This is a genomic window from Mesorhizobium sp. P2_A12 (assembly GCF_056405075.1).
On the sequence record NZ_JBFUCU010000001.1, the window covers coordinates 19,905 to 46,031 of the forward strand.

Here is a 26,127-nt window from a genome sequence, read left to right on the forward strand (position 1 = left end):
AATTGTATTGTAGAGCGAGTCGCGAATCCTTCGATTTCTATGGCTTTCCTCCAAATTTCTGTCGTGTGTCCCAAAGGTCACAGTATTTTTGCCGGCTTTCTTGGCTCCGGCCCGGCTTCCGAAACAGTCCCGAGTGTTGTATCAAGCCCCACCGACGAGAATACCTGACGGGGAAAGAAAGAATGCGGGGCTTAAAGAAAATGTCCTTAAGTTTAGCTCACGCTAATCTAATGATCGCAAGTTCAGCCGCCCTGTGGCTGGTCCTGTCGGGCACGGGACCGGCCCTTGCCGAAGACGCCAAGCCGGCCCAGCCCAAACCGGCTGATTCCACTGCAAAACCTGCCGATGCCAATCCGTGGGCGGTGAACTGCTCGAGCGGCTCGGCAACCGCCGAGCTTCAGTGCCAGGTGTCGCAGAACCTGACCGAAGCCAAGTCCGGACAGCGCGTGCTGACCGTGACCGTGCGCCGAGACAACGCCAATGGCGGCCTGGCCATGCTGCTCGCGCTACCGCATGGACTGTTCCTGCCGTCCGGCGCCTCGTTCCAGATCGACCAGGGCCAGAAGACGACCCTCGCCATCCAGACCAGCGACCAGAACGGCGCCTATGCCGCCACGCCGCTGTCAGCGGACCTCATCAAGGCCATGAAGTCGGGAACCAACCTGAACATCGGCATGGAATCGGTCACCCGCAAGCCGGTCACCATCCCGGTGTCGCTGGCCGGCTTCACGGCTGCCGTCGCCAAGCTGGAATCCATCAAGTAGCGGGGGTGCTGACGCCGGCTGGACGCGAAGCCGCCTCAACGCCCGCCGAACAATGCTGTGGGCAAAACTGAAAGTTGTTCTGTCGCGATCCTTCCCACCCCCCTCTGCCCTGCCGGCCAGGCCGGCAGGGCAGAGGGGGGTGCTGTCCCGCCAACATCGCGCAAGTTCTGCGCACCTCTGCCTATGAAACCGGCTTGATTGTCTGAACCCGGAATGCTCCGTTGCCGCTTCGGACATCCGGAGAAGAATTCATGACGGGGTTTGTCGACCGCCTGCGCGCGACGCAACTGATGGAACGCGCTGGCCTGCAGGCGCTGGTGCTCTGTGCGCCCGAGGCATTCCACTATGCGACCGGTGCCTGGGTCGGCCCGGCCGGACTGTTCCGGCGGGCCGGCGCCGGCTTCGTCATCATCCCGGCCCGGCAGGACCTGCCGATCGGCGTCGTGGTGGCGGATTTCAACGCGGCTCAGCTGCAGGCTGCATTGCCGGACGCCGTGGTCCGCAGCCACCCGATCTGGATCGAAACCGCCACGCCTGACCTCGCGACCTCCAGCCATGCGCTGGCGCATCGCATCGAGGCCGGTCTCGCATCGTCTGGCCGGTCGCCCGATTTTTCCCGGCCGGCGACATTCGAACTGGCCAATTCCGCCCGCGAGCTGAACCAGATCCTGACCGGGTTCGGGCTTGACCGCGCGACCATCGGCGTCGACCTCGATTTCATTGCGGTCACCGATTTTTCAGTCCTGCAAGCGATGCTGCCGGGCTGTTCGATGGTCGACGGTTCGGCGGTGCTCGATCGGTTGCGGGCGGTGAAATCGCATCGCGAAATCGAGCTGCTCCAGCAAGGCATCATCCTGTCTGAAGCCGGGCTGGACCGGTTGCAGGTGGATGCCATGGCGGGCATGCGCCAGGCCGATCTCGTTGCACTCTACCGGGAAGGCGTCGCCACGGCCGCGGCCGGCCTGTCGCATCCGGTTGCTACCGCCGAATACGTGACGCTGGGCGCCCGGGCCAAAGGCGCCGATGCCAAGGCAATGCCCGGCGATCCGCTGAAGTGCGACATGGTCTGCACCGTCGGCGGCTACGCCTCCGACATGTCGCGCAACTTCATTTTCGGGCCGCCATCCGCCGAACAGGCCGAGCTGCATGCCATCGCCGAACGGGCCTTCGAGGATGGGCTGGCAGCCCTTGTTCCGGGAGCCTCGCTCGGCCATGTGCATCGGGTCGCCAGCGACAGCCTGGCGCGGCAAGGGCTGCGCTCCTACCGCCGCGGCCATTTTGGCCATGGCGTCGGCCAGTCGGTCTTTTCCGAACAATGGCCGTTCATTGCCGCCGACAGCGAAGTCGTGATCGAAGCCGGCATGGTGCTGGCCTTCGAAATCCCGCTCTACATCGACGGCCTCGCCAGCTTCAATCTCGAGGACCAGTTCCTGGTCACGCCGGATGGGCCGGTTGCCATGAACCGCTTGCCAAGACGGCTGGAGACGATTGGTTAGCGAGGGCGGGTTGGTCCTGGTGGTTGTACGCTGCAGGAGTAGCGCTCCACAGCGCGATGCGCCAAGGTCGATAATTGAGTTTTCGCGCCGTGTTCGGCGCCTTTGCGGCAAGAGGGAAGAAATGCTCGACATGGCACCATCGAAACAGTCGGCCGCATGGCTCGGTTCCTTTGCCAAGGCGCTCGAAGCGGGCGACGTGGCGGCGGTAGGCAACCTGTTCGTCGACGACTGCTACTGGCGCGATCTCCTGACCTTCACCTGGAACATCACGACCATGGAAGGCCGCGAGGCGATCGCCGACATGCTCGCGTCGACGCTGGCGGCAACGAAGCCGGCCGCATGGCAGCTGACCGGCGAGGCGACCTCGGACGAGGGCACTGTCGAGGCCTGGTTCAGCTTCGAGACCGTATCGGCGCGTGGCGAAGGCGTCATGCGCCTGCGCGATGGCCGCTGCCGCACGCTGTTCACCGCGATGACCGATCTCAAGGGGTTCGAGGAGCGCAAGGGGCCGGCGCGGCCGCTGGGCGTGCGCCACAAGGCCGACCCCGGCCGCGAGACCTGGACGGAGGCGCGGGCGCGCGAGACGCGCGACCTCGGCGCCGGCGAACAGCCCTATTGCCTTGTCATAGGCGGCGGCCAGGGCGGCATCATGCTGGGGGCGCGGCTCAGGCAGCTCGGCGTGCCCACCATCATCATCGAGAAGAACGCGCGCCCCGGCGATTCCTGGCGCAACCGCTACCGCACTCTCGTGCTGCACGATCCGGTCTGGTACGATCATCTGCCCTACATTCCGTTCCCGGAAAACTGGCCGGTGTTCACGCCCAAGGACAAGATGGGCGACTGGCTGGAAATGTACACGCGCGTCATGGAGCTCAACTACTGGGTCGCCACGAAGTGCCTCAGCGCGTCCTATGCCGAGGCCGAAAAGGTCTGGACCGTCGTCGTCGACCGCGTCGGCCGCCACATCACCCTGAAGCCGAAGCACATCGTGTTTGCCACCGGCGCCTATGGCCCCCCGCGGCAGATCGATCTGCCGGGCGCCGATCAATTCAAGGGCGAGTTGCTGCATTCCTGCCAGTACTCCAGCGGCGAGAAATTCCGCGGCAGGAAGGTCGCCGTCATCGGCGCGGCAAGCTCGGGGCATGATGTCAGCGTCGACCTCTGGGAGAGCGGCGCGGAGGTCACCATGATCCAGCGCTCGCCGACCACCGTGGTCAAGTCGGACACGCTGATGGAAGTCGGCTTCGAGATCTTTTCGGAGAACGCGCTGGCGCGCGGCATCACCACCGAGAAGGCCGACATGATCGTCGCCTCGACGCCCTTCGCGCTGGTGCCGAAGGGCCAGCAGGCGCTCTACGAGGTGATCAAGGCACGCGACGCGGCCTTCTACGACCGCCTGCGCGCCGCCGGCTTCGCCATCGATTTCGGCGACGACGAGACCGGCCTGCTGATGAAGGCCTATCGCACCGGCTCCGGCTACTACATCGATGTCGGCGCTTCCGACCTGATCATCGACGGAGAGATCGGCGTGCGCAGCGGCGTCGCCATCAAATCGCTGACGCCGAGCGGCATCCTTTTCGAGGACGGCAGCGAGCTTGCCCTCGACGCGATCGTCGCCTGCACCGGCTATCAGTCGATGAACGAGACGGTGGCCGCGATCGTCTCGCGCGAGGTCGCCGACAAGGTCGGCCCGTGCTGGGGGCTTGGCTCCGGCGTGAAGGGCGATCCCGGACCCTGGCAAGGCGAGTTGCGCAACATGTGGAAGCCGACTGCTCAGCAAGCGCTGTGGTTCCACGGCGGCAATCTGGCGCTGTCTCGCTTCTATTCGAAATATGTGGCGCTGCAGATCAAGGCGCGCATGGAGGGGATCGAGACGACCGTCTATGGGGCGTTCAGCAACGCCGGTCGGTGACGCCCGATCTCCCCCCTTGTGGGGGAGATTGGCTCTCATCACTCGTGCCGATGCCCAAAGTGCCTAGCCGCCACCTCGACATGCGTATGCGTGGGATGCGCCTCGAAACGCTCGGTCTCGCTGGCATCGTCGACCACCTCGTTCGGCCACCAGGTGCCGCCGATGGCGATGCCTTCGCACACCAGCCGCTGGTCGGCGACCAGCGAGGCGCCGACCGCGTCGACAAAGGTAAAGCGGCCGGGGCGCTGCCGCAGCACGGCGACGTCGCCGACGGTGCCGACTGCCAGCGTGCCGAGGTCAGGCCTGGCAATCGCCTGCGCCGGGGCTTGTGTTGCCGCGCGCAGAACCTCGACCAGCGGCATGCCGAGCGCCAACAGCTTCGACATGCAGACCAGGATGTCGAAGGCCGGCCCGTCGACGCAGTAGAGATGCACGTCGCTGCTGATCACGTCGGGCGCCAGTCCCTCCTCGAGCATGGCCCGCGCGACCGCGAAATCGAACGAACCCATGCCATGGCCAAGGTCGAAGATGACACCGCGCTCGCGCGCCAGCCGCATGTCCGGCCGCACTGCACCGGAGGCGAACACCGGCGCGTTGGGGAACGGCCGGAAGCAGTGGGTTAGGATGTCGCCCTTGCGCAGGCGCGGCAGCACTTCCGAGCGGCCGGGCGGCGGCTCGTCGATATGCGCCATCAACGGCAGGCCGGCCTGGTCGGCGGCCTCAAGCGCCAGGTCGACCGGGGCGATGCCGCTGGTGCCGCCGGCATGGCGGCCGGAGCGAACTTTGACTCCGACCACGACATCGCGGTGTTCGCGCGCCGCGGCCACGACCTCGCGCGGTTCGCAGAGCCTGAGATCACTGCACTCGCCGACCGACACCGTCTGCGAGAAGCCGAAGATGCCGGCAAAGGAAATGTTGACATAGGCCAGGATGCGCACCTTCGAGCGCTCCATGACATGGCGGCGGAAGCCGAGGAAATTGCCAGCACCCGCACTGCCCGCATCGATGAAGGTGGTGGTTCCGCTTTTGGCAGCCAGCCGGTCAGCATCGACGCCGAGCGAGGTGCCGCCCCAATAGACGTGGCTGTGCAGGTCGACGAGGCCGGGAGTGACGATGCAGCCGGCGGCATCGACGACCTGCGCGGCGCGGTCGGCCGGGATATCGACATCGACCGCGGCAATGCGTCCATTGGCGATGGCGACATCGCGCGGCGCATCGAGCCCTGAGGCCGGTTCGATCAGCCGTCCGCCCCTAAGCAGGAGGTCGAATTGCATTGAGGTAACCTCCGTTTCGTTGTTTTGCCGCCTCAGAGGCTTAGACCGGCCGGTAGGCGACCGCCTCGACTTCGATCTTGATGTCGATCATCAGCCGCGACTCGACTGTGGTGCGGGCCGGCGGGTTCTTCGGGAAATGCCTGGCGTAGGCCGCGTTGAAGGCGCCGAAATCGCGCGCGTCCTCAAGCCAGACCGTGGTCTTGACGACATCGTCCAGGGTGCAGCCGGCCAGCGCCAGCGCAGCCTTCACATTGGCGAGCACCTGTTCGGTCTGTTCCGTTATGCCGCCCTTGACCACGATGCCGTCGCTGCCGACCGGAACCTGGCCCGAGACATAGACTAAATCGCCGGCCCGCACTGCCGGCGACAGCGGCACATGCGACGTTCCAAAACACTGCTTCGGCAAGGGATCACCTCCTCTGATGGCGTGACGGGATGCCATGGCGGCTCCCCGCTTCGATCGACATCTACAGCGATCGGGGCGATCCTCATAGGGGCCCTGTTGGAAAGCAACATTTTCACGGAATCCATGTTGCTTTATTACAGAGGCGCTTGCATCGTGCGCGCCGTCACGCTGCTTTGAAGCCGCGACGATAGACGCATTTGTGACCCGGAGAGAGTGAGAAAATGCCCTACGACAAGAATCCGTTTCCGGCCGGCGATGCCGATCGCCATGCGCTATGGGAAATGCTGGTGCGGCGCGACATCGACGCCTTCATCGGCCAGGACTGGTCGATGGTCGAGGGCGATTTCGTGGCCTCGAGCTTCTTCGGCATGCATGCGCATTTCCTCAGCAATGCCGACGCCTGGCGGCTGCAGTTCCCGAGGCTGGAGGTCTATCGCGACGAGTGGCTGCGCCAGGCCAAGGAGACCGCGGCGACGAAATTCGCCGAGCCGCTGCGCGAGGCGCTGTTTCGGGTCACCAACATGCGCGACATCGATGTCGACGGCGACCGCGCCGTGCTGCACAAGAAATTCGACGGTTCCGTCGCCAAGGCCGACGGCAGCGTCGACAGGCTGAAATGGCAGACGCTGTATTTCTGCACTAAGGTCGGCGGCAGCTGGAAGATTGCGGGCTTCGTCGGCTACATGCCGCATCCGCTTGGCGGCTAGCAGCCCCTGGCTGGCGGTGCGGGGCGCCCGTCGCGAGGCACCGCGCCGCTGATCAGTAGATCGTGACGAAGGCCGGGAACAGCAGGCCGGTCGCCCGGAAATGCTCGACCAGTTCGATGGCCGGGAAGATGGCGAGGAAATAGAGCCCGTCATAGAACGTGCGCTTCAGCGCCTGCGTCGAGAACTGCATCTGGTCATGGTCGTGATACAGAAGCGGATTTGGCCAGAACCGGGGCGTGTTCTTGACATAGGCAAGGTAGGCCGGGCCGAACTTGCCGAGCAGAAATCCGGCTTCCTTGCGCGCCGTGACGCGGAAGATGAAGAAGCTGGCAAGGCCAAGCGCGACGGCCGCCAGCAACGAGCCATAGAGCAATCCGACGCCGACTGCGCCGACCGTCGAGAAGAAGTAGAGCGGGTTCTGGGTTATCGAAAACGGTCCGGTCGAGACGAGTTCCTCGTTCTTCTTGCCGCCGACATAGAGGATGCTCCACAGCCGTCCGACGACGCAGACCAGCACCAGGCAGAAGCCGAAGAGTTCGAGCGTCTCGTGCCCGTTCGAGCCCTCGCTAAGCGCCGGTTTAGTGAGAAACAGAAGCAGCACCGCCAGCACAGCCGCCGCCCGCACGAAGATCAGCCGCTTGCGTTGGTTGAAGGCCCGAGAAACCGGCTTTAGGGTAGCGTAGGTCATCGTGTTTCCTGGAGCGCTGGCAAGCCCGGGGACACCGGGTCACCCCATTGATGGCGGATGCAAGGCGCCCGGGCCTTCTATCAGCGCACCGCGAGGCGTTCGTAAAGGCCTTTCGCGCGGCCCCAGCCCATTCTTACGAATTTGTAAACCGCCGGACAGGCGAGCGTGAACTCGCTTCCCTACTGTGCTGGTGTCGGATCGGCCACCACCGGGCCGGATTCAATTGCCGCAACCGGCATCAAACAGGGAAACATCTCATGAGACGATTTGCGCTCGCTATCGCACTTTGCGGCCTTGCCGTGTCCAGTCCGGTTTCGTCCTTGTTCGCTGCCACCGCGCCTTGCGAGGATACGCTGAAGACCCTTCGTGCGGCGGAAGCGGCGGCCACGCTCAGCGCCGCGGACAAGGCGAAGGTCTCGGAACTGGAGGCCAAGGGCATCGAACGCTGCAACGCCGACGACGACCAGCGCGCCGACGAGTTCTTCGCCCAGGCCATGAAGGTCATGGGCAAATAGTGCCGCGAACCACCAGCCGCAGGGACGTCCGCCATGCTTTCTCCCACTACGCCCGCCGCGCCGAGCCACAACAGGGTCCCGGAGGTCACTGTCGATTTCTGGCTGATCAAGCTGATGGCGGTGACCATGGGTGAAACGGCGGCCGACTATCTCGCCGTCAACCTCGGCCTTGGACTGACCGTCACCTCGCTGGTCATGACTGGCATCCTGGTCGTCGCCCTCGTCCTGCAGTTCGCGCAGAAGCGCTACGTGCCCTGGGCCTACTGGCTGGCGGTGGTGCTGATCAGCATTGTCGGTACGCTGGTCACCGACAACCTCGTCGACAATTTCGGCGTACGCCTGCAGACGACGACCATCGCCTTCTCGGTGGCGCTCGCCGCGACATTCGCCGTCTGGTACGCCAGCGAAAGAACGCTGTCGATCCACACCATCGTCACCACAAGGCGCGAGATCTTCTACTGGTTGGCGATCCTGTTCACCTTCTCGCTCGGCACCGCCGCCGGCGACCTCGTCGCGGAGAGCTTCGACATGGGCTACCTGACATCTGGCCTGCTGTTCGGTGGCGTCATCGCGCTCATCGCGCTTGCCTGGTACCTGCTCCATCTCGACGGCATCCTGGCCTTCTGGCTCGCCTACATCCTGACGCGGCCGCTTGGCGCCTCCTTCGGCGATCTGTTGTCGCAGCCGGTCGAATATGGCGGCTTGGGTTTCGGCACCATTTTCACCAGCCTGATCTTCCTTGGCTGCATCATTGGTCTCGTTCTCTACATGACGCTCAAGAAAACCGCCGACGAGGCCGACGAAATCCTGCTGGAATCGGACTAGGCGAAGTCTTGTCGGGTCGCTTGCATTGACGGTCCACATGCCTGGGCGTTCAGCCGGAACGCCCATCGCTTCGTCATCCACGGGCGGAGCACGGAGCGCAGCGACGCAGCGCAGACCCGAGGATCTATGCCGCGAGATTGGCCGAAGGATGCAGCGGAGCAGAATTCCGTACCGCTGCATCGATTTGGCGGCGCGGTATGGAAGCAGCCTCGCGACATCCTAGGAACGGGCCCATGCCGGTGCTAGCCTCTCACCGAAATCGGCCACGAACCGGAACAGCCATGCGACTTCTGCTTGTCGAGGACGACCACAGGACGGCCGATTACATCGTCCGGGGATTAACCGAGGCCGGCCATGTGTGTGACCTGCTGCGCAACGGCCACGATGCGCTTTTCGCGGCGACCAGCGGCAGCTATGACGTGATCATAGCCGATCGCATGATCCCCGATCTCGACGGCCTGTCGATGATCAAGGCGGTGCGCGCCGCCGGGGTACGGACACCGGCGATCTTCCTCACATCGGTCGGCGGCGTCGACGACCGCGTCGAGGGGCTCGAGGCCGGCGGCGACGACTATCTCGTCAAGCCCTTCGCCTTTTCCGAGCTTCTCGCCCGCATCAACGCGCTTGGCCGCCGGCCGGCGGCGCAGGAGCAGAAGACCGTTTTGCGGGTTGCCGACCTCGAAATGGACCTGATCATGCGCCGTGTCACGCGACAGGGCCAGCCGATCGACCTGCAGCCGCGGGAGTTCAGCCTGCTGGAGGTCCTAATGCGCGGCGAAGGACGCGTGATCACCCGCACCATGCTTCTGGAGCGCGTCTGGGATTTTCATTTCGACCCCAAGACCAGCGTCGTCGAAACCCATATCAGCCGGCTGCGGGCCAAGATCGACAAGCCTTTCGAAACCCAGCTTATCCACACCGTCCGCAACACCGGCTACAGTCTGCACGCAGCGCCATGACCGGAGCATGGCCCCGCCTGCTGCGCAGCACGCCGTTCCGGCTCGCCCTGACGTTCGCCTTCCTGTTCATGCTCGCCTTCGTGCTGTCGGGCGCCATCGTCTACCAGATGATGAGCGCCGATCTTGCCGAGCAGCTCGACGACACCATCAAGGAAACCTACGCGGTCGTCGCGGCTACCTATGCCGAAAATGACCTGAAGGAGCTTGTCGAGACCATCGAAAGCCACTCCATGCGCAGCCCGAAGAAGGAACAGCTGTTTTCGCTGACCGACGCGGCCGGGATTCGCTTGGCCGGCAATTTCACGGCAGCTGGACTTCCCGACGGCTTCTCGATGTTCAACGCCGAAATGCCCGGCGTGCCGCCCGGCGCTGAATACCGTGCCTATTCCGGCTCGATCGGCGGCAACAATCTGACGGTCGCCTTCAGCCTGTCCGAGACGGAGGAACTGGAGACGATCATGCTGATGAGCTTCGGCTGGGCAACGCTGATCATCACCGGGCTGGCGGTCGCCGGCGGCGCCCTGCTCGCCTCGCGCGTCCAGCGCCGGCTCGACGGCATCGCCGCCACCATGGTGGACGTCTCGCATGGACGGTTGGACACTCGCATCCCGCTGACCGGCAAGGACGACGACATCGACATCGTCTCCCGCCAGGTCAACGCGGCGCTCGACCGCCTGTCGGCGTTGGTCGAGGGCATGAAACAGGTCAGCGCCGACATCGCCCATGATCTGAAGACGCCGCTCAACCGGCTGCAGATGATCCTGGAGGGCGCCGCCGACAGAGCCGCGCAAGGCCGCGAGGTCTCCGACGATCTGGCCGAAGCGCGCGCCGAGGGCCACCAGATCAACGAGACCTTCGATGCGCTGCTGCGCATCGCCCAGATCGAGGCCGGCGCCCGTAGGGCGCGCTTTACCGATGTCGCTCTCGGCGAAATCCTGCAAACCATCGCCGAGATCTACACCGACGTGGCCGAGGACGACGGCAAGGTGCTGTCGTCGACCAAACTGAACGAAACCGCGAATCGGATCCATGGCGATCGCGAGCTGTTGACGCAGATGTTCGCCAATCTGGTGGAGAATGCGCTGCGCCATTGCCCGCCCGGCACGACCATCAAGCTGTCGGTGACCCGCCAGGGCGATCGCGTTGTCGCCAGCGTCGCCGACAATGGACCCGGCATTCCTCCGGACGAGCGCGAGAAAGTGTTCCAGCGGCTCTACCGACTGGACCACAGCCGGTCGACACCGGGCAGCGGCCTTGGCCTCAGCCTTGTCAGGGCCATCGCCGATCTACACGGCGCGTCGATCGCCCTTGACGATTGCCGGCCTGGCCTCGCCGTGGTGGTGAGCTTTCCGCTGGCATTTGGTTAGCCGGCGATCCAGCTTGGGTTCCTCGCCCCCACCAGAGCGGGGGGAGGTGGCGAGACTGAGAGGGAGAACGGCGCTGGCCGTGCCAGATGACCCGGAACCTTCCTTCGCCCAATGCCGCCCTACAAAACCCCCTCTCCGGCCGCTTCGCGGCCACCTCTCCCCCGCTTCGCGGGGGCGAGGAACCCAAGTCCTCAGCGGTCGATGCGGGTCGACAGGATGATCGACGACAAGGTTCGCTCGACACCGTCCATGGCGCCGATCTGGTCGAGCAGCATGTCGAGGTCGCGGATCGACGGTGCGTCGACGATGACGATCATGTCGAAATTGCCGCTGACCGAATGCAGCGTCCTGACCGGCGCCAGCGCCTGCAGGCCGCGCACCACCTTGTCGGCGAGCTTGGGCGTTACGGTGAGCAGCACATGCGCCCGCACCAGCCCCTGCTCGTAGTCCGGCGCCAGCCGGACGCCGTAGCCGGTGATGATGCCGCGCTGCTCCAGCCGTTCGATCCGGCTCTGCACCGTCGTGCGCGAGACACCGAGCTTGCGCGCAAGTTCGGCGGTAGAGGCACGCGCATTGTCGCGCAGAAGGGAGAGCAGGGCCTGTTCGGCTTCGCTGAGCATTTCGACGATTCCCTTCGGCAGAATGCACAATCAGAGTTTCGTTTCGAACAATTCCACGCTTCCTTTCGACGGGCAAGCTGCGATTCTGATGCATGTCTCCCAAAAGTGCGCAGCGGTTTTGGGACAAACGCCATGCACAAAATTATGTGTTCAAGTTCAGCTTTTGGGTGAGGGACGTTTCATGAAGAAAATTGTTGTTGTCGGCGCCGGCAAGATCGGCTCGACCATTGCCGAAATGCTCGCCGCCACCGGTGACTACCACGTCACCTTGGTCGACCGCTCGGCGGCACAGCTCGCCGCTGCCGAACTACCGGCCACGGTTGCCACCCTGGAACTCGACATCGAGGCATCGGGCGCGCTCGAAGCGGCTTTGGCCGGCAAGTTCGCGGTGCTCAGCGCCGCCCCCTTCCACCTGACCACGCGCATCGCCGAGGCAGCGGCAAACGCCGGCGTGCACTATCTCGACCTCACCGAGGACGTCGTCAGCACCAGGCGGGTCAAGCAGCTGGCGCTTTCGGGCAAGAGCGCCTTCATCCCGCAATGCGGGCTGGCGCCCGGCTTCATCTCGATCGTCGCCAACGATCTCGCCAGCCGCTTCGATTCGCTGGAAAGCGTGCGCATGCGCGTTGGCGCGCTGCCGCAATACCCGTCGAATGCTTTGAACTACAATCTGACCTGGAGCACCGACGGCGTCATCAACGAATATTGCGAGCCTTGCGAGGCGATCGTCGAGGGCGAACTGATCGAAGTGCCGCCGCTGGAGGAGCGCGAGGAATTCTCGCTCGACGGCGTCACCTACGAGGCGTTCAACACCTCCGGCGGGCTGGGTACGCTGGCCGAGACGCTGAAAGGCAAGGTGCGCACGCTGAACTACCGCACCATCCGCTACCCCGGCCATGCCGCGATCATGAAGGCGCTGCTCAACGACCTCGGCTTGCGCCATCGCCGCGACGTGCTGAAAGACATCTTTGAAAGCTCTTTGCCGGCGACGCTGCAGGATGTCGTCATCGTCTTCGTCACCGTCTCCGGCCGCAAGAACGGCCGCCTGCTGCAAGAAACCTACGCCAACAAGATCTATTCCAAGCGCGTCGGCGACGTCGTGCGCAGCGCCATCCAGATCACCACCGCCTCCGGCATATGTGCCGTGCTCGACATGCTGGCCGACGGCAGCCTGCCGGCAACCGGCTTCGTCAAGCAGGAAGACATCGCGCTCGACGCCTTCCTCGCCAACCGCTTCGGCCGCGCCTACGCGCAACATGAGATGGTGAGCCGGCTCGCGAGCTGACGTTTCGCACCTAGCTTGTGAGAGGTTGGCGGGACAGCGCCCCCCTCTGCCCTTCCGGGCATCTCCCCCTCAAGGGGGGAGATCGGACTTCATGACGGCTTTCGCCAATTTTCATCGAAGTAATGCGCCGGAGCCCAAAGCTGCCGATCTCCCCCCTTGAGGGGGAGATGTCCGGCAGGACAGAGGGGGGCGCGAAGGAACTCGGCCGAACGAGGCTCGAATCCAATGCAAACCCCACTGAATCCTAAATATGCAGCGCGTGCCCCAGCGCCTTGAGCGCCGCTTCCTGGAATCCTTCGCCTTGCGTCGGATGGGCATGGATGGTGCCGGCGATGTCCTCCAGCCGCGCACCCATTTCCAGCGCCAGCCCAAAGGCTGCCGCCAGTTCCGACGCGCCCTGGCCGACTGCCTGGATGCCGAGCACCAGATGATTGTCGGCGCGGGCGACGACGCGGACGAAACCGTCTTCGCCAAGTTTCGTCATTGCCCGGCCGTTGGCGGCGAACGGAAACATACCGATCTTGATCTCGCCGCCATGAGCTTTGGCTTCCTCCGGCGACAGGCCGGCCGTCACCAGCTCGGGATCGGTGAAGCAGACGGCGGGAATCGAGCGCTTGTCCCAGCTGCGCTTGTGGCCGGCAGCGATCTCCGCGACCATCTCGCCTTGCGCCATCGCCCGGTGCGCCAGCATCGGCTCGCCGGTGACGTCGCCGATGGCGAAGATGCCGCGCATCGAGGTGCGGCATTGGTCGTCGATGCGGATGAACTTTCCCGCCATGTCGAGGTCGATCTGATCGAGCCCCCAGCCTTCGGTCACCGGCTTGCGGCCCACGGCGACCAGGATTTTATCGGCGGCGACCTTGGCGCTCTTGCCGTCCGATGTCTCGACCAGCAGCGCGCCGCCCTTGGTCCCCTTGGCCTTGGCGCCGAGCATGACCTCGATGCCGAGCGCGGCGAGCCGCTTGACCACCGGCCGCGTCAACTCGGCATCGTACTGCGCCAGCACGCGCGGCAAGGCCTCCACCACGGTCACCTCAGCGCCCATCTTGGCGAAGGCGATGCCGAGCTCGAGGCCGATATAGCCGCCACCGACGACCGCAAGCTTCTTCGGCACTTCGCTCAGGGCCAGCGCCTCGGTCGACGAAACCACCGGGCCGCCGAACGGCAGAAACGGCAGCTCGACCGGCGCCGACCCGGTGGCAATGACGATCGTCTCGGCGCGGATCACCTGCACGCCGGTCTCGGTCTCGACCGCGACCGTCTTGCCGTCACGGAACGTCGCCCAGCCATGCACGGTCTTGACCCCAGCCTTCTTGAGCAGGCCGGCGACGCCACTGTTGAGCCGGCTGACGATGCCGTCCTTCCAGGCGACGGTCCTCGCAAGATCGAGCACGGGAGCGGTGACCGAGATGCCGAGCGGGCTGTTGCCGCCCACCATGTGCGACACCTTCTCGAACTCCTCCGCCACATGGATCAGCGCCTTGGAGGGGATGCAGCCGACATTGAGGCAAGTGCCGCCCGGCTTGCCGGCCTCGACGATCACCGTATCGACACCGAACTGGCCGGCGCGGATGGCGCAGACATAACCGCCGGGACCGGCGCCGATGATGAGCAGCTTGCAGGAGATTTCTTTCATCATCGCATCCTAACTCGTTGTCGCGCCGGATCGTAAGGAACACTCTGTCGAGATCCTTCGCGTCCCCCTCTGTCCTGCCGGACATCTCCCCCACGAGGCGGGAGATTGGCCGCATCGGCGGACCGCTCACCCCTCAAGCGGTAAAAATTGGCGAAAGCCGGCGTGACGTCCGATCTCCCCCCTTGTGGGGGAGATGCCTGGCAAGGCAGAGGGGGGTGCTGTCCCGCCGGCATCTCGATCGTTCCCTCAATCCACAAAAATCAGCGCCGGCGTTTCCAGCAACGTCTTGATGCGCTGGATGAAGACGGCGGCGTCCCAACCGTCGATGACGCGGTGGTCGAAGCTGGAGGACAGGTTCATCATCTTGCGCGGTATGAACTGGGTGCCGTCCCAGACCGGCCGCACCATCATCTTGTTGACGCCGATGATCGCCACTTCCGGATGGTTGATGACAGGCGTCGTCGCCACGCCGCCCATGGCGCCGAGCGAGGTGATGGTGATGGTCGAACCGGACAGCTCGTCGCGTGTCGCCGTGCCCGACTTGGCCGCCTCGGCAAGCCTGATCACCTCGGCGCCGCACTCCCAGATGTCGCGTGCCTCGGCATGCTTGACCACTGGCACGACCAGCCCCGACGGACTCTGCGCGGCGATGCCAATATGGATGCCGCCATGCTGGTGGATGATGCCGGCCTCGTCGTCGAACAACGAATTGAGATTGGGCTGGTCTGCTATCGCCTTGACCATCGCCCGCATCAGGAACGGCAGCAGCGTCAGCTTCGGCCGCTCCGCCTTGCCCGCGCGCTTTTCCTTGTTGAGCGCGGCACGCAAGTCCTCCAGCGCGGTGACGTCGATCTCCTCGACATAGGTGATGTGCGGGATGCGCGATTTGGACAGCGTCATCTTCTCGGCGATCTTGCGCCGCAGCCCCACCACCTTGATGTCCTCGACGGCGTCGTTGCGGGCGAGGCCCGATGTTTTCGCAACTTGGGGTCCGCGCGCCAAAAAAGCTTCGATGTCCTCGTGGCCGATGCGGCCGGCCGGCCCAGTTCCGGCAACTTGCCTGAGATCGATGCCGGCCTCCTTTGCCCGCAGGCGGACCGCTGGCGAGGCCAGCGGCTTTTCGCCCTCCGGACGCGGTGCGCCGGAGACGGAAGGCTGCCGGGGGCTCTTCGAGACGGCCGCTGCAGGTTTCACGTCTGTCTCACCCGCCTTTGGCGGCGCCTTCGCGGCCGGCGCGGCAGTCTCGGGCTTCGGGGTCGGCAGCTTCGCCAGCGGTTCGGCGGCCACCACTTCAACGTCGCCGCCCTGCGGCTTCACATTGCCCTCGCCAGCCACCTTCAGCCGCACAATCGGCGATCCGATCGCCACCGTGTCGCCGATCTCGGCGCCCAGCCACAGGATCTCGCCATCGACGGGCGACGGTATCTCGACCGTCGCCTTGTCGGTCATCACCGCAGCGAGCACGGTGTCCTCGCGCACGATGTCGCCGATCTTGACATGCCATTCGACCAGTTCGGCCTCGGCGACGCCTTCGCCGACATCGGGCAGCTTGATGATGTGTTCGCCCATCTTAAGCTCCCATCGTTTCCAGCAGCGCCCGGCCGACGCGCGCCGGACCGGGGAAATAGTCCCACTCCTGGGCATGCGGGTAGGGCGTGTCCCAGCCGGCGACCCGCACCACCGGCGCCTCCAGATGGTAAAAGCAGTTTTCCTGTACCAGCGCCGACAGCTCGGCGCCGAAACCGGAGGTCAGCGTCGCCTCATGCACGATGACGCAGCGCCCGGTCTTCTTGACCGAAGCGACGATGGCGTCGAGGTCGAGCGGCAAGAGGGTCCGAAGGTCGATGATCTCGGCATCGATGCCGGTTTCCTCGACCGCGGCCTGCGCGACATAGACCATGGTGCCGTAGGCGAGCACCGTGACCGCCGAGCCGGGCCTGCGGATCGCCGCCTTGCCGAGCGGCACCGTGTAGTGGCCATCGGCGACCTCGCCGAGGGCATGCTTCGACCACGGTGTAACCGGCCGGTCGTGGTGGCCGTCGAACGGGCCGTTGTAGAGCCGCTTCGGCTCGAGGAAGATCACCGGATCGGGATCCTCGATCGCCGCGATCAGCAGCCCCTTGGCGTCATGCGGGTTGGACGGGACCACTGTCTTCAGCCCCGACACGTGGGTGAACAGCGCCTCCGGGCTCTGGCTGTGCGTCTGGCCGCCGAAGATGCCGCCGCCGGTCGGCATGCGCACCACGATCGGGCAGGTGAAATCCCCGTTCGAGCGGTAGCGTAGCCGCGCCGCTTCCTGGGTCAGCTGGTCGTAGGCCGGATACATGTAGTCGGCAAACTGAATTTCCACGCATGGCTTCAGCCCGTAGGCGGCCATGCCGATGGCCGAGCCGACAATGCCGGATTCGTTGATCGGCGCATCGAAGCAGCGGCTCTTGCCGTACTTGGCCTGCAGACCTTGCGTGCAGCGGAAGACGCCGCCGAAGAAGCCGACATCCTCGCCGAACACGACGACTTTGTCGTCGCGTCCCATCGACACGTCCATGGCGTCGCGGATCGCCTCGATCATGGTCCGTCTTGGCATGGTCAGACCCCCGCCTGCTGGCGCTGGCGCCGCAGGTGCGGCGGCATCTCGGCATAGAGCCCCTCGAACATGTCGCGCGTCGACGGCTTGCCGCCGGCATGCAGCGTGCCGTGGCTCTCGGCTTCCTTCTGCGCCGCGATCACCGTGTCGAGGATTTCCGCCTCGGCCTGTGCATGTCGCTCGTCCGACCAGACACCGAGCTGGATTAGGTGGTTCTTCAGCCGCACGATCGGATCGCCTAGCGGCCAGGCGTCGGATTCGGTCTTTGGCCGGTAGGCCGAAGGATCGTCCGAGCTCGAATGCGCGCCGGCGCGGTAGGTGACATATTCGACCAGCGTCGGCCCGAGATTGCTGCGCGCCCGCTCGGCCGCCCATTTGGCCACCGCGTGGACGGCGAGATAGTCGTTGCCGTCGACGCGCAGCGACGGAATGCCGAAGCCTAGGCCGCGGGCAGCGAAGGTGCCCGAGCCGCCGCGGGCAATGCCCTGGAAAGTCGATATCGCCCACTGGTTGTTGACGACATTGAGCACGACGGGCGCTTTGTAGGTGGAGGCGAACACCAGCGCCGAATGGAAGTCGGACTCGGCCGTCGAGCCGTCGCCGATCCAGGCGGCTGCGATCTTCGAATCGTTCGAGATCGCCGAGGCCATCGCCCAGCCGACCGCCTGGATATACTGCGTCGCCAGATTGCCGGAGATCGAGAAGAAGCCGTGCTCCTTCGACGAATACATGATCGGCAACTGCCGGCCCTTCAGCGGGTCGGCTTCGTTGGAATAGATCTGGTTCATCATCGTGACCATCGGATAGCCGTCGGCGATGAGCAGGCCTGCCTGCCTATAGGTCGGAAAATTCATGTCGCCGGGGGCAAGCGCCTTGCGGAAGGCGCAGGCCACCGCCTCCTCGCCCAGATGCTGCATGTAGAACGAGGTCTTGCCCTGGCGCTGCGCCATCTGCATGCGCGCATCGAAGGTCCGCAGCGTCATCATGTGACGCAGGCCGGCCAACAACTCGTCGCTGGAAAGCAGGCCGGCCCAGGGGCCGACGGCTTCGCCATTGCGGTTCAGCACCCGGATGATCGAGAAGGCGTAATCGCGGATGGTGCGCGGATCGACATCGATGTCGGGGCGCGGCACCGAGCCGGCCTTGGGGATGGGCACGTTGGAAAAGTCAGGCGTTCCGCCCGGCCTAACTTCCGGTTCCGGAACGTGAAAACGCAACATCCCAGCATCGGCCATGACCTCTGTCCTCCAATGTTGCCTGGACCCAACTTCCCTGGCCAACGATATTTGCATATCTGCGCCGCCAGACCAGTGCGATTTCGTCTGGGCAAGCCTTCAGGCCTCGGTTCCCGGCCGCGCCGGCCGATCCAGCCTCCCCGCCACAACATGAAGATATGTCCGCGAAATTTCTTGTCGATGTTGGGCGGCGGCGCGCAATTAGGGGCAAGGTTGCCGGAGGTTTTTCGCCAGATAAGGTTTGGTTGGCAACAGTTGGGTTCCTCTCCCTCACATTACGCCCCGGAGGGGAGGACGGGCGCCAAGGTTGGCGGACCCAAGCTGGAAGCCGCCCCAGCATCATGCTAACCACCCCCCATGGCACAGAAGAAAGCTTTCGAGGTCGATTCCTGGCTGGCCCGTCCGGACCAGCGCATCTCAATCGTCCTGCTTTACGGCCCCGATCGCGGGCTCGTTGCCGAGCGCGCCAAGGCCTTTGCCGAAAAGACCGGCCTGCCGCTCGACGATCCGTTCTCGGTGGTCAGGCTTGATGGTTCGGAGGTTGACCGCGACGAGGGCCGGCTGCTCGACGAGGCGCGCACCGTGCCGATGTTTTCCGACCGGCGCCTCTTGTGGGTGCGCAACGCCAGCGGCCAGAAGGCGCTGGCCGACGACGTCAAGGCTCTGACCGCGGAGCCGCCCCGCGACGCCATCATCCTGATCGAGGCCGGCGATCTCAAGAAAGGCGTCGGGCTGCGCGCCATCGTCGAGGCGGCGGACAACGCCGTGGCGCTGCCCTGCTATGCCGACGAGGCCCGCGACATCGATGCCGTCATCGACGATGAATTGCGCAAGGCCGGCATGTCGATGACCATGGAAGCAAGACAGGCGCTGCGCCGAAATCTCGGCGGCGACCGGCTGGCTTCGCGGGGCGAGATCGAAAAGCTCATCCTCTACGCCCATGGCCAGAAGGAGATCAGCCTCGACGACGTCAGGGCGATGTCGGGCGACGTCTCCGGCGCCTCTTTCGATGACGCCGTCGACGCGCTTCTCGAAGGCAAGGTCGGCGATTTCGACACCGCCTTCACCCGGCACTGCCAATCCGGTGGCCAGCCCTTCCTGGTGCTGTCCTCTGCGATGCGCCAGTTGCAGGCGATCCAGGCCATGCGCGGTCAGATGGAATCTGCCGGCCGCAACGCCGCTTCGGTCGTGGCCGCCGCCCGCCCGCCGGTTTTCTTCTCGCGGCGCAAGCTAGTGGAGAAGGCGCTGGAGCGCTGGAGCAGCGAAGCCCTCGGTCGCGCGCTGACCCGGCTGCAGACCGCTGTGCTGCAGACGCGGCGGCGCCCGGATCTCTCCGTCGCGCTGGCGCGCCAAGCACTGCTTGGCATTGCGGTGGAAAGCAGCCGGCTGGCGCAGCGGTAGTTTTGGGACTGACGGCTCAGCCGTCGAGGTCAGCGCTGCCCCTCATTGCCCTGCCGGGCCTTTCTCCCCGTAGAACGGGGACAAAGGGGCTGGCTGCAACGCTGGCGCTTTTCCTGCGACGTTGGCGATTGTCGAAACCGCTGATGACAGCGTCCCTTGCCCCGTTTACGGGGAGAGGATGCCGGCAGGCAGGTGAGGGGCGGCGCTGGCGTACCAAGCACTTGGAATGACGAGCGAATTCCATTTGAGTGAGCCCTTGGTAGATTAGCCTTCCATCAGAATATTCGCCGGCTAACTACCGCTCCTGCTTCAGCCGGCGGCATAGCTCGTCGAGCTGCTCCAGCGACCGATACGCGACACGAAGCGTGCCGCCTTTGCTCTTGTGGTCGATCGACACGATCATCCCGGTCGTATCGGTCAACAGCTTTTCCAGCGCCAGCGTGTCGGCGTCCTTCTGTTCCGGGCTTGCCGCCGGCTTGGCTTCCTTTGTCGTGCTGCCGGCCGGCATCTGCGCCAGCGCCTCGGCCTGGCGCACCGAAAGCCCTTCTTCGACGATGCGCTTGGCAAGGCCGGCCGGATCTTCCGCGGTCACCAGCGTGCGGGCGTGGCCCGCCGACAGCGCGCCGTCGACCAGCATGTCCCGGATCACATCCGGCAGTTTCAAGAGCCTCAGCGTGTTGGCGACATGGCTACGGCTCTTGCCGATCACCTGGCCGAGATCAGCCTGGGTGTAGCCGTGATCGTCGATCAGCTGCTGGTAGCCAAGCGCTTCTTCGACCGCGTTGAGGTCGGTGCGCTGGACGTTCTCGATGATCGCCAGTTCGAGCGCGGTGCGGTCGTTGACCTCGCGGATGATGACCGGGATCTCGTTCAGCCCGGCGCGCTGCGCCGCGCGCCAGCGCCGCTCGCCGGCGATGATCTCGTAGCGGCCCGCCTGCGTCGGCGACGGCCGCGCCACCACCGGCTGCACCACGCCATGTTCGCGGATCGAGTGGGCGAGGTCGGTCAGCTCGGCCTCGCCGAAATGCCGGCGCGGATTTTTCGGATTTGGGGTCAGGAACTCGATCGGCACCTTGCCGTCGGAGCTCATCCCGGGCTTTTCCGGTGCCACCGGACGATCGATCTCGCCGATCAGCGCTGCCAGTCCACGCCCCAGTCTCTTTCTCGAAAGGTCTTCGCTCATAACACTTCCAGTTAACATCCAGATCGTTTCGGTATCGAATCGGCTTTTAAATATTCATCGCAGCTAATCAAGCAGCGCGCAATTTGCGCTCGCGGCGGATCACTTCCGACGCGAGCTGCAAATAGGCCTGGCTGCCCGAGCATTTCAGATCGTACAGGATCGCCGGCTTGCCGTAGGACGGAGCCTCGGACACCCGCACATTGCGCGGAATGATGGTCTCGTAGACCTTGTCGCCCATGTGTGCCCGCACATCCTGCACCACCTGGTTGGCGAGATTGTTGCGACCGTCATACATGGTCAGCACGATGCCCTGGATGGTGAGATCCGGATTGATCGAACGGCGCACCTGCTCGACGGTTTCCAGCAATTGACTGAGACCTTCGAGCGCGAAAAATTCGCATTGCAGCGGCACCAGCACCGAATCAGCCGCGGCCATCGAGTTCAGCGTCAAGAGATTGAGCGACGGCGGGCAGTCGATCAGCACATAGCCGAAACCGGCCGAACGGTCGGCCGAGGCACGCAAGGCGTTGCGCAGCCGCAGCACCCGGTCAGGCGCCGAGGCGATCTCCATCTCGATGCCGAGCAGGTCGAGCGTCGACGGCACGATCGACAGGCCGGGCACCGCCGTCGGGATCGCCGCAGCTTCCAGATCCAGTTCGCCCGTCAGCACGTCATAGGCCGAGACCGTCCGGTCCTTGCGGTCGATGCCGAGGCCGGTGCTCGCATTTCCTTGCGGATCGAGGTCGACGATCAGCACCTTTTCACCGATTGCCGCGAGCGCAGTAGCCAGATTGATGGCGGTGGTCGTCTTGCCGACACCGCCCTTCTGGTTGGCTACGGTGATGATTCGGGGGCCATTCTTCATCATGGATCTATGCCAGAAATTCATTTTTGGGTCGCCTGGAGCAAATCAGACAGGTCGAAGATTCGACAGTTCGAGGATGACGCCATGTGGGTCGGTCACGCTTGGATGTTCTACCAGATCGAAGGCCCATCGGTGAACGCTTTCTTGCACTTCGGCGCGGTAATCCCGGCCTTTGTGGAACAGGCCACGCGCGCCTGAGGTCAGCCAAGGCGCCGACAGGTCCAGCAAGGTGGAAAGCGAGGCCAAGGCACGCGCCGTGACGATCTGCGGCGCCGGGACCAGCGCATGGCTGTCTTCGATGCGGCGCGCCACCACCCGCGCCGGCAGGCCGAATTGGCCAATGACGGTCTGCAGGAACGACGCTTTTTTGCGATTGCTTTCAACCAGATCGATGTTCGCCCCGTCGCGCTCGGCAAGCAAGAAGGCCATGACAAGGCCCGGGAATCCGCCGCCCGAACCGATATCGACCCAGTGATTCGCGGTCGGCTCGATACGCCCAAGCTGCGCGCTGTCCAGGATGTGACGCTGCCAGACATCGACTGCCGTCGACTGCGCAACCAGGTTGATGCTGCGGTTCCATTTCTGGAACATCTGCTCGAACGTCACCAGGCGGTCGAATGTTTCACGTGAAACCGGACCGGCCGCGTCCTGTAGGCTCTTCCAAGAGAAAGAATTCACGCAACGTCCCTCTGGGGCCTCTGCGCATTCTCTTCATGGCGCACATGCGCGACGATGATCGCCAGCGCGGCCGGCGTCATGCCTTCCATGCGCTGGGCATCGGCGATGGACCGTGGCCGCCGCGCCTGCATCTTCTGTTTCAGCTCGTTGGACAGCCCGGGCACACCGGCGAAATCGACTGTCTCCGGGATCAGCCGGCTCTCTTCATACCGGATCTGTGCCACATCCGTCTTCTGGCGGTCCAGATAGACCGAATATTTCGCTTCCGTTTCCAGGCGCTCGGCCGTTTTAGCATCAACCGCCGCAAACTTGGGCTCGACGCGCGCCAGCCAACCAACGTCGACACCGGGATAGGCCAGCAGCTCATAGCCGGAGCGGCGCACGCCATCCCGGTTGATCTCAAGCCCATGCCGCGCCGCCTCGTTTGGGGTCATGGTCAGCGACACCGCCAGCTGACGCGCTTCGTCGAGCTGCTGCATCATATTGCCGTAGCGCTGCATCCGCTGCGCCGAGGCGATTCCCAGCTTGCCCGCGAGGGGCGTCAGCCGCTCATCCGCATTGTCGGCGCGCAGCGACAGCCGGAACTCGGCCCGCGAGGTGAACATCCGGTAGGGCTCGCTGATGCCGCGGCTGGTCAGATCGTCGACCATCACGCCGATATAGGCCTCGGTGCGGCTAAGCACGATCTGCTCGCTGCCGGCCGCGCGGCGCGCCGCATTGAGGCCAGCGAGCAGGCCTTGCCCGGCGGCTTCCTCATATCCGGTGGTGCCGTTGATCTGACCGGCGAGAAAGAGACCACTGACGCGCCTGGTCTCCAGACCAGTGGTCAGCTCGCGCGGGTCGACATGATCGTATTCGATGGCATAGCCCGGCTGCAGCATCACGGCGCGCTCTAGGCCAGGGATGGTCTTGAGAATATCCAGCTGAACATCCTGCGGCAACGAGGTCGAGATACCATTCGGATAGACGGTGTCATCGTCGAGCCCTTCCGGCTCGAGAAAGATCTGGTGCCCGTCCCTGTCGCCGAACTTGACGATCTTGTCCTCTATCGATGGGCAATAGCGCGGCCCGACACCTTCGATCGAGCCGGAATACATCGCCGATCGGCCAAGATTGGCGCGAATCAAATCATGCGTCGCCGCCGTCGTGCGGGTGATGCCGCACTCGATCTGCGGTGTTTCGATGCGATCGGTCATCAGAGAGAACGGCACCGGATCCTCATCCGCCGCCTGGCGATCCAGCGACGCCCAATCGATGGTCTTCCCGTCCAGCCGTGGCGGCGTGCCGGTCTTCAGCCGGCCGAGCTGGAAACCGACGCGGCTCATGGTCGCCGACAGGCCGATGCTCGCCTGCTCGTTCATGCGGCCGGCGACGATCTTCTTGTCGCCGATGTGGATGAGGCCACGCAGGAAGGTCCCGGTCGTCAAAACGACGGCGCCACAGGCGAGCCGCAGGCCGTTGGCCAGCAGAACAGCCGCGATCCGCCCATCGACGATCTCGAAGTCGAGAACCTCGCCCTCGATCACGTCGAGATCGTTCTGGAGCCGAATCGCTTCTTGCATGGCAAGGCGATAGAGCTTTCTGTCAGCCTGAGTGCGTGGCCCGCGCACCGCTGGCCCCTTACGACGGTTGAGCAAGCGGAACTGAATGCCGGCGGCGTCAGCTACCCGACCCATCAACCCGTCCATGGCATCGATCTCGCGAACCAGATGGCCCTTGCCGAGACCGCCGATGGCCGGGTTACACGACATCACGCCGATCGTGTCGAAGCGCAGCGTCACCAGCGCGGTTCTGGCGCCGGCGCGCGCAGACGCACTCGCCGCCTCGCAACCTGCATGCCCGCCGCCCACCACAACCACATCATAGTGATCGGTCATTTCCAAACGTCCTAGACTCAAAAAAGATTGAGCGACACATGTCCCCGCAAGGCGATGCTGTCAAGAAAACTCCGCTGCTCGTTTCACGTGAAACAACCCTGTGGCGAGTCTTCGCCGTGTTTCACGTGAATCCGCGCTCCAAACAGCAGGGGCAATCACAGCTTGGCTCTACCCTCACCTGCCTGCCTGCATCCTCTCCCCGTATAATGACGGGGAGAGGGCCGCTGTCATCAATGGTTTCGCCAATTGCCAGCGCTGCAGAAAAGGCGCCGGCGCAGCGGCCAGCCTCTTTCTCCCCATCGCTATACGGGGAGTTGAGGAGTGGTCCGCGTAGCGGACGAAAAGCCAACTGCTTGGCTTTCTTTGAACGAAGAGCGCCCGGTAGGGCAATGAGGGGCCGCGCAGCGTCCGCGACTGTGTTTCACGTGAATCAAGGAGGCCGCCACAGCGATGCGCTGCCAATGTTTCACGTGAGTCATTTCCCAATGCAGAACTGCGCGAAAATCACGTCCAGCATGTCCTCCACGTCGATGGCGCCGACAATTCGGCCGAGCCGGTCGGCGGCGAGCCGCAACTCCTCGGCGCGCAGTTCTTGCCCGACAGCCCGCTCGTCAACCGCCCGGTGCAGATGGCGGTTCGCCTCGCCAAGTAAGTCGACATGGCGCAGGCGCGACGGCAGGATATCGCCGGCGCTGCCGGCCGCATGCGCTGCCCGCCGGCCGATTTCCGCCAGCAACCCCTCCACCCCGGTCCCGTCGACGATCGAGATCACGTAATCATAGCGCCTGTCCGCACTGACAGCCGCTTGGCCATCCAAAAGGTCACGCTTGGTGCCAACCCGCAGGGCCGGTATCGCCGACGGGATCGAAGCGATCGCCTGCGGCTCCGCAACGTCCTGCAACAGAAGCAACAGATCGGCTCGATCGGCCTTGGCCCTTGCCTTCTCAATGCCGATCGCCTCAACCTTTCCTGCCGCCTCGCGCAGCCCGGCGGTGTCGGTCAACCTGACGCGCAGCCCCTCCAGATCCAGCACCACCTCGAGCAAGTCGCGGGTCGTGCCAGGCTCATCCGTTACAATAGCTGCATCGCGCCGCGCCAAGGCGTTGAACAGACTCGACTTGCCAGCATTGGGCGCACCGAGAATCACGACCTCGAACCCATCGCGGATGATTTCAGCGGCGCGAAATCCGGCAATGTGTCGGTCGATCTCGTCGATCATCGCCCGAACATCAGACCAGACCGTATCCGAAACGGAACCTGGCACATCATCCTCGTCGGCAAAGTCGATCTCGGCCTCGATCATGGCGCGGGCGTGGATCAGCCGGCGGCGCCAACCCAGATAGAGCTCGCTCTGAACACCTTCCGCGTTCTGGACCGCAAAGCGCCGCTGCGCCTCGGTTTCGGCGTTGACGAGATCGGCCAGCGCCTCGGTTTCGACCAGGTCGACCTTGCCATTGAGGAAGGCGCGACGAGTGAATTCGCCGGGATCAGCATGCCTGACACCGTCGAAGCTGGTGATCGTCTCCAGCATCCTGGCCACCACCGCGCGCCCACCATGAACGTGGAACTCCGCCACATCCTCGCCTGTAAAGCTTGCCGGGCCGGGAAAAAAGACAATCAGGCCGCTGTCGAGCGCGGCACCATCAGGCGCTCGGAACTTGCGCAAAACCGCCGCCCGGTCCTTAACCATGCTCCCGGTGATCGTTTCGACTACGAATCGAGTCTGCGGGCCGGAAATGCGGATGACGGCGACGCCGGCAGGAAGCCGGCCGCTCGACAGCGCGACAATCGAATCCCTTGAAATCATTTGCCCGCTCTACCGCACTGCCCTAGCTTTGCCCGTTCAATCG

23 protein-coding genes are annotated in these 26,127 nt (G+C 64.4%); 10 read left to right on the forward strand and 13 right to left on the reverse strand.

Translation table 11 applies throughout. The features are described from left to right. Nucleotides 1–230 precede the first annotated feature (230 nt). The 3 genes from AC1DZU_RS00045 (at nt 231) to AC1DZU_RS00055 (ending at nt 4,172) form a co-directional block, all read left to right on the forward strand. Complete coding sequence (locus AC1DZU_RS00045; protein WP_477280613.1) at nt 231–764, forward strand: invasion associated locus B family protein; 534 nt, start codon at nt 231–233, stop codon at nt 762–764. Between the two features lie 251 nt (nt 765–1,015). Then, nucleotides 1,016–2,260: a M24 family metallopeptidase gene (locus AC1DZU_RS00050; RefSeq protein ID WP_477280615.1), complete on the forward strand. Its 1,245-nt coding sequence runs from the start codon at nt 1,016–1,018 to the stop codon at nt 2,258–2,260. A gap of 121 nt (nt 2,261–2,381) precedes the next feature. Further along, nucleotides 2,382–4,172, forward strand: a complete 1,791-nt coding sequence (locus AC1DZU_RS00055) for an NAD(P)-binding domain-containing protein (protein ID WP_477280618.1) — start codon at nt 2,382–2,384, stop codon at nt 4,170–4,172. 38 nt (nt 4,173–4,210) lie between these two features. Here the strand turns inward: AC1DZU_RS00055 and AC1DZU_RS00060 are convergent, their stop codons facing one another. Further along, nucleotides 4,211–5,446: an amidohydrolase/deacetylase family metallohydrolase gene (locus AC1DZU_RS00060; RefSeq protein WP_477280620.1), complete on the reverse strand. Its 1,236-nt coding sequence runs from the start codon at nt 5,444–5,446 to the stop codon at nt 4,211–4,213. A 40-nt stretch (nt 5,447–5,486) separates the two neighbouring features. Further along, entirely contained in the window at nt 5,487–5,888 is a 402-nt protein-coding gene (locus AC1DZU_RS00065; RefSeq protein WP_477280622.1) for a RidA family protein, read from the reverse strand. 185 nt (nt 5,889–6,073) lie between these two features. Between AC1DZU_RS00065 and AC1DZU_RS00070 the strand changes: the two genes are divergently transcribed. After that, a complete protein-coding gene (locus AC1DZU_RS00070) occupies nt 6,074–6,559 on the forward strand; it encodes a hypothetical protein (RefSeq protein WP_477280624.1) in 486 nt (161 codons plus the stop codon). 52 nt (nt 6,560–6,611) lie between these two features. Here the strand turns inward: AC1DZU_RS00070 and AC1DZU_RS00075 are convergent, their stop codons facing one another. Beyond that, the gene (locus tag AC1DZU_RS00075) at nt 6,612–7,247 is read right to left on the reverse strand and encodes a methyltransferase family protein (RefSeq protein WP_477280625.1); all 636 of its coding nucleotides are present in this window, start codon (nt 7,245–7,247) and stop codon (nt 6,612–6,614) included. Between the two features lie 257 nt (nt 7,248–7,504). On the opposite strand from AC1DZU_RS00075, the gene AC1DZU_RS00080 reads away from it, so the two are divergent. The 4 genes from AC1DZU_RS00080 (at nt 7,505) to AC1DZU_RS00095 (ending at nt 10,913) form a co-directional block, all read left to right on the forward strand. Continuing rightward, nucleotides 7,505–7,762, forward strand: coding sequence for a hypothetical protein (locus tag AC1DZU_RS00080; RefSeq protein WP_477280627.1), 258 nt, complete (start codon nt 7,505–7,507; stop codon nt 7,760–7,762). A 33-nt stretch (nt 7,763–7,795) separates the two neighbouring features. Next, nucleotides 7,796–8,587, forward strand: coding sequence for a COG4705 family protein (locus AC1DZU_RS00085; protein WP_477280629.1), 792 nt, complete (start codon nt 7,796–7,798; stop codon nt 8,585–8,587). Nucleotides 8,588–8,868: 281 nt separating this feature from the next. Beyond that, nucleotides 8,869–9,546, forward strand: a complete 678-nt coding sequence (locus tag AC1DZU_RS00090) for a winged helix-turn-helix domain-containing protein (protein ID WP_477280631.1) — start codon at nt 8,869–8,871, stop codon at nt 9,544–9,546. Further along, on the forward strand, nt 9,543–10,913 hold the full coding sequence (locus AC1DZU_RS00095) for a sensor histidine kinase (protein WP_477280633.1): 1,371 nt from the start codon (nt 9,543–9,545) through the stop codon (nt 10,911–10,913). Before AC1DZU_RS00090 ends, AC1DZU_RS00095 begins: the two co-directional genes overlap by 4 nt. Nucleotides 10,914–11,104: 191 nt before the next feature. Here AC1DZU_RS00095 and AC1DZU_RS00100 read toward each other — a convergent pair whose 3' ends face one another. Continuing rightward, the gene (locus AC1DZU_RS00100) at nt 11,105–11,533 is read right to left on the reverse strand and encodes an Lrp/AsnC family transcriptional regulator (protein ID WP_095084380.1); all 429 of its coding nucleotides are present in this window, start codon (nt 11,531–11,533) and stop codon (nt 11,105–11,107) included. Between the two features lie 181 nt (nt 11,534–11,714). Here AC1DZU_RS00100 and AC1DZU_RS00105 point away from each other — a divergent pair, with 181 nt between their 5' ends. After that, on the forward strand, nt 11,715–12,818 hold the full coding sequence (locus tag AC1DZU_RS00105; protein ID WP_477280636.1) for a saccharopine dehydrogenase family protein: 1,104 nt from the start codon (nt 11,715–11,717) through the stop codon (nt 12,816–12,818). Nucleotides 12,819–13,062: 244 nt separating this feature from the next. Here AC1DZU_RS00105 and lpdA read toward each other — a convergent pair whose 3' ends face one another. The 4 genes from lpdA to AC1DZU_RS00125 form a co-directional block, all read right to left on the reverse strand. Continuing rightward, complete coding sequence (gene lpdA, locus AC1DZU_RS00110) at nt 13,063–14,454, reverse strand: dihydrolipoyl dehydrogenase (RefSeq protein WP_477280638.1); 1,392 nt, start codon at nt 14,452–14,454, stop codon at nt 13,063–13,065. A 246-nt stretch (nt 14,455–14,700) separates the two neighbouring features. After that, the gene (locus AC1DZU_RS00115) at nt 14,701–16,023 is read right to left on the reverse strand and encodes a dihydrolipoamide acetyltransferase family protein (protein WP_477280640.1); all 1,323 of its coding nucleotides are present in this window, start codon (nt 16,021–16,023) and stop codon (nt 14,701–14,703) included. A 1-nt stretch (nt 16,024) separates the two neighbouring features. Further along, a complete protein-coding gene (locus tag AC1DZU_RS00120) occupies nt 16,025–17,038 on the reverse strand; it encodes an alpha-ketoacid dehydrogenase subunit beta (RefSeq protein WP_477280642.1) in 1,014 nt (337 codons plus the stop codon). Between the two features lie 2 nt (nt 17,039–17,040). Then, nucleotides 17,041–18,273, reverse strand: a complete 1,233-nt coding sequence (locus AC1DZU_RS00125) for a thiamine pyrophosphate-dependent enzyme (protein ID WP_477224795.1) — start codon at nt 18,271–18,273, stop codon at nt 17,041–17,043. Between the two features lie 357 nt (nt 18,274–18,630). Between AC1DZU_RS00125 and holA the strand changes: the two genes are divergently transcribed. Then, the gene (gene holA, locus AC1DZU_RS00130; RefSeq protein ID WP_477280644.1) at nt 18,631–19,674 is read left to right on the forward strand and encodes a DNA polymerase III subunit delta; all 1,044 of its coding nucleotides are present in this window, start codon (nt 18,631–18,633) and stop codon (nt 19,672–19,674) included. Nucleotides 19,675–19,969: 295 nt separating this feature from the next. On the opposite strand, the gene AC1DZU_RS00135 is transcribed toward holA, so the two are convergent. The 5 genes from AC1DZU_RS00135 to mnmE all read right to left on the reverse strand — a co-directional run bounded on the left by AC1DZU_RS00135 (nt 19,970) and on the right by mnmE (nt 26,084). Beyond that, nucleotides 19,970–20,857 carry a ParB/RepB/Spo0J family partition protein gene (locus tag AC1DZU_RS00135; RefSeq protein WP_477280646.1) on the reverse strand — a complete coding sequence of 296 codons (888 nt, stop codon included), beginning with the start codon at nt 20,855–20,857 and terminating at the stop codon, nt 19,970–19,972. Between the two features lie 67 nt (nt 20,858–20,924). Next, nucleotides 20,925–21,725 (reverse strand): ParA family protein, encoded by an 801-nt coding sequence (locus AC1DZU_RS00140; RefSeq protein ID WP_477282161.1) that lies wholly within the window; start codon nt 21,723–21,725, stop codon nt 20,925–20,927. Nucleotides 21,726–21,767: 42 nt separating this feature from the next. After that, nucleotides 21,768–22,400 (reverse strand): 16S rRNA (guanine(527)-N(7))-methyltransferase RsmG, encoded by a 633-nt coding sequence (rsmG, locus tag AC1DZU_RS00145; RefSeq protein WP_477280648.1) that lies wholly within the window; start codon nt 22,398–22,400, stop codon nt 21,768–21,770. Beyond that, the gene (gene mnmG / locus AC1DZU_RS00150; RefSeq protein WP_477280650.1) at nt 22,397–24,277 is read right to left on the reverse strand and encodes a tRNA uridine-5-carboxymethylaminomethyl(34) synthesis enzyme MnmG; all 1,881 of its coding nucleotides are present in this window, start codon (nt 24,275–24,277) and stop codon (nt 22,397–22,399) included. The genes rsmG and mnmG overlap by 4 nt, the downstream gene beginning before the upstream one ends. 475 nt (nt 24,278–24,752) lie before the next feature. Continuing rightward, nucleotides 24,753–26,084 carry a tRNA uridine-5-carboxymethylaminomethyl(34) synthesis GTPase MnmE gene (mnmE, locus tag AC1DZU_RS00155; RefSeq protein ID WP_477280652.1) on the reverse strand — a complete coding sequence of 444 codons (1,332 nt, stop codon included), beginning with the start codon at nt 26,082–26,084 and terminating at the stop codon, nt 24,753–24,755. Nucleotides 26,085–26,127 lie beyond the last annotated feature (43 nt).

What these genes read in the sequence shown, in the direction of transcription:
- AC1DZU_RS00050 (WP_477280615.1), top strand. Translation starts at nt 1,016, where the DNA reads ATGACGGGGTTTGTCGACCGCCTGCGCGCGACGCAACTGATGGAACGC.
- mnmE (WP_477280652.1), bottom strand. Translation starts at nt 26,084, where the DNA reads ATGATTTCAAGGGATTCGATTGTCGCGCTGTCGAGCGGCCGGCTTCCT.
- AC1DZU_RS00120 (WP_477280642.1), bottom strand. Translation starts at nt 17,038, where the DNA reads ATGCCAAGACGGACCATGATCGAGGCGATCCGCGACGCCATGGACGTG.
- holA (WP_477280644.1), top strand. Translation starts at nt 18,631, where the DNA reads ATGGCACAGAAGAAAGCTTTCGAGGTCGATTCCTGGCTGGCCCGTCCG.
- AC1DZU_RS00065 (WP_477280622.1), bottom strand. Translation starts at nt 5,888, where the DNA reads ATGGCATCCCGTCACGCCATCAGAGGAGGTGATCCCTTGCCGAAGCAG.
- AC1DZU_RS00140 (WP_477282161.1), bottom strand. Translation starts at nt 21,725, where the DNA reads ATGATGAAGAATGGCCCCCGAATCATCACCGTAGCCAACCAGAAGGGC.
- AC1DZU_RS00115 (WP_477280640.1), bottom strand. Translation starts at nt 16,023, where the DNA reads ATGGGCGAACACATCATCAAGCTGCCCGATGTCGGCGAAGGCGTCGCC.
- AC1DZU_RS00070 (WP_477280624.1), top strand. Translation starts at nt 6,074, where the DNA reads ATGCCCTACGACAAGAATCCGTTTCCGGCCGGCGATGCCGATCGCCAT.
- AC1DZU_RS00090 (WP_477280631.1), top strand. Translation starts at nt 8,869, where the DNA reads ATGCGACTTCTGCTTGTCGAGGACGACCACAGGACGGCCGATTACATC.
- AC1DZU_RS00060 (WP_477280620.1), bottom strand. Translation starts at nt 5,446, where the DNA reads ATGCAATTCGACCTCCTGCTTAGGGGCGGACGGCTGATCGAACCGGCC.
- AC1DZU_RS00045 (WP_477280613.1), top strand. Translation starts at nt 231, where the DNA reads ATGATCGCAAGTTCAGCCGCCCTGTGGCTGGTCCTGTCGGGCACGGGA.
- AC1DZU_RS00095 (WP_477280633.1), top strand. Translation starts at nt 9,543, where the DNA reads ATGACCGGAGCATGGCCCCGCCTGCTGCGCAGCACGCCGTTCCGGCTC.
- AC1DZU_RS00055 (WP_477280618.1), top strand. Translation starts at nt 2,382, where the DNA reads ATGCTCGACATGGCACCATCGAAACAGTCGGCCGCATGGCTCGGTTCC.
- AC1DZU_RS00080 (WP_477280627.1), top strand. Translation starts at nt 7,505, where the DNA reads ATGAGACGATTTGCGCTCGCTATCGCACTTTGCGGCCTTGCCGTGTCC.
- AC1DZU_RS00135 (WP_477280646.1), bottom strand. Translation starts at nt 20,857, where the DNA reads ATGAGCGAAGACCTTTCGAGAAAGAGACTGGGGCGTGGACTGGCAGCG.
- AC1DZU_RS00105 (WP_477280636.1), top strand. Translation starts at nt 11,715, where the DNA reads ATGAAGAAAATTGTTGTTGTCGGCGCCGGCAAGATCGGCTCGACCATT.
- lpdA (WP_477280638.1), bottom strand. Translation starts at nt 14,454, where the DNA reads ATGAAAGAAATCTCCTGCAAGCTGCTCATCATCGGCGCCGGTCCCGGC.
- AC1DZU_RS00075 (WP_477280625.1), bottom strand. Translation starts at nt 7,247, where the DNA reads ATGACCTACGCTACCCTAAAGCCGGTTTCTCGGGCCTTCAACCAACGC.
- AC1DZU_RS00085 (WP_477280629.1), top strand. Translation starts at nt 7,796, where the DNA reads ATGCTTTCTCCCACTACGCCCGCCGCGCCGAGCCACAACAGGGTCCCG.
- mnmG (WP_477280650.1), bottom strand. Translation starts at nt 24,277, where the DNA reads ATGACCGATCACTATGATGTGGTTGTGGTGGGCGGCGGGCATGCAGGT.
- AC1DZU_RS00100 (WP_095084380.1), bottom strand. Translation starts at nt 11,533, where the DNA reads ATGCTCAGCGAAGCCGAACAGGCCCTGCTCTCCCTTCTGCGCGACAAT.
- AC1DZU_RS00125 (WP_477224795.1), bottom strand. Translation starts at nt 18,273, where the DNA reads ATGGCCGATGCTGGGATGTTGCGTTTTCACGTTCCGGAACCGGAAGTT.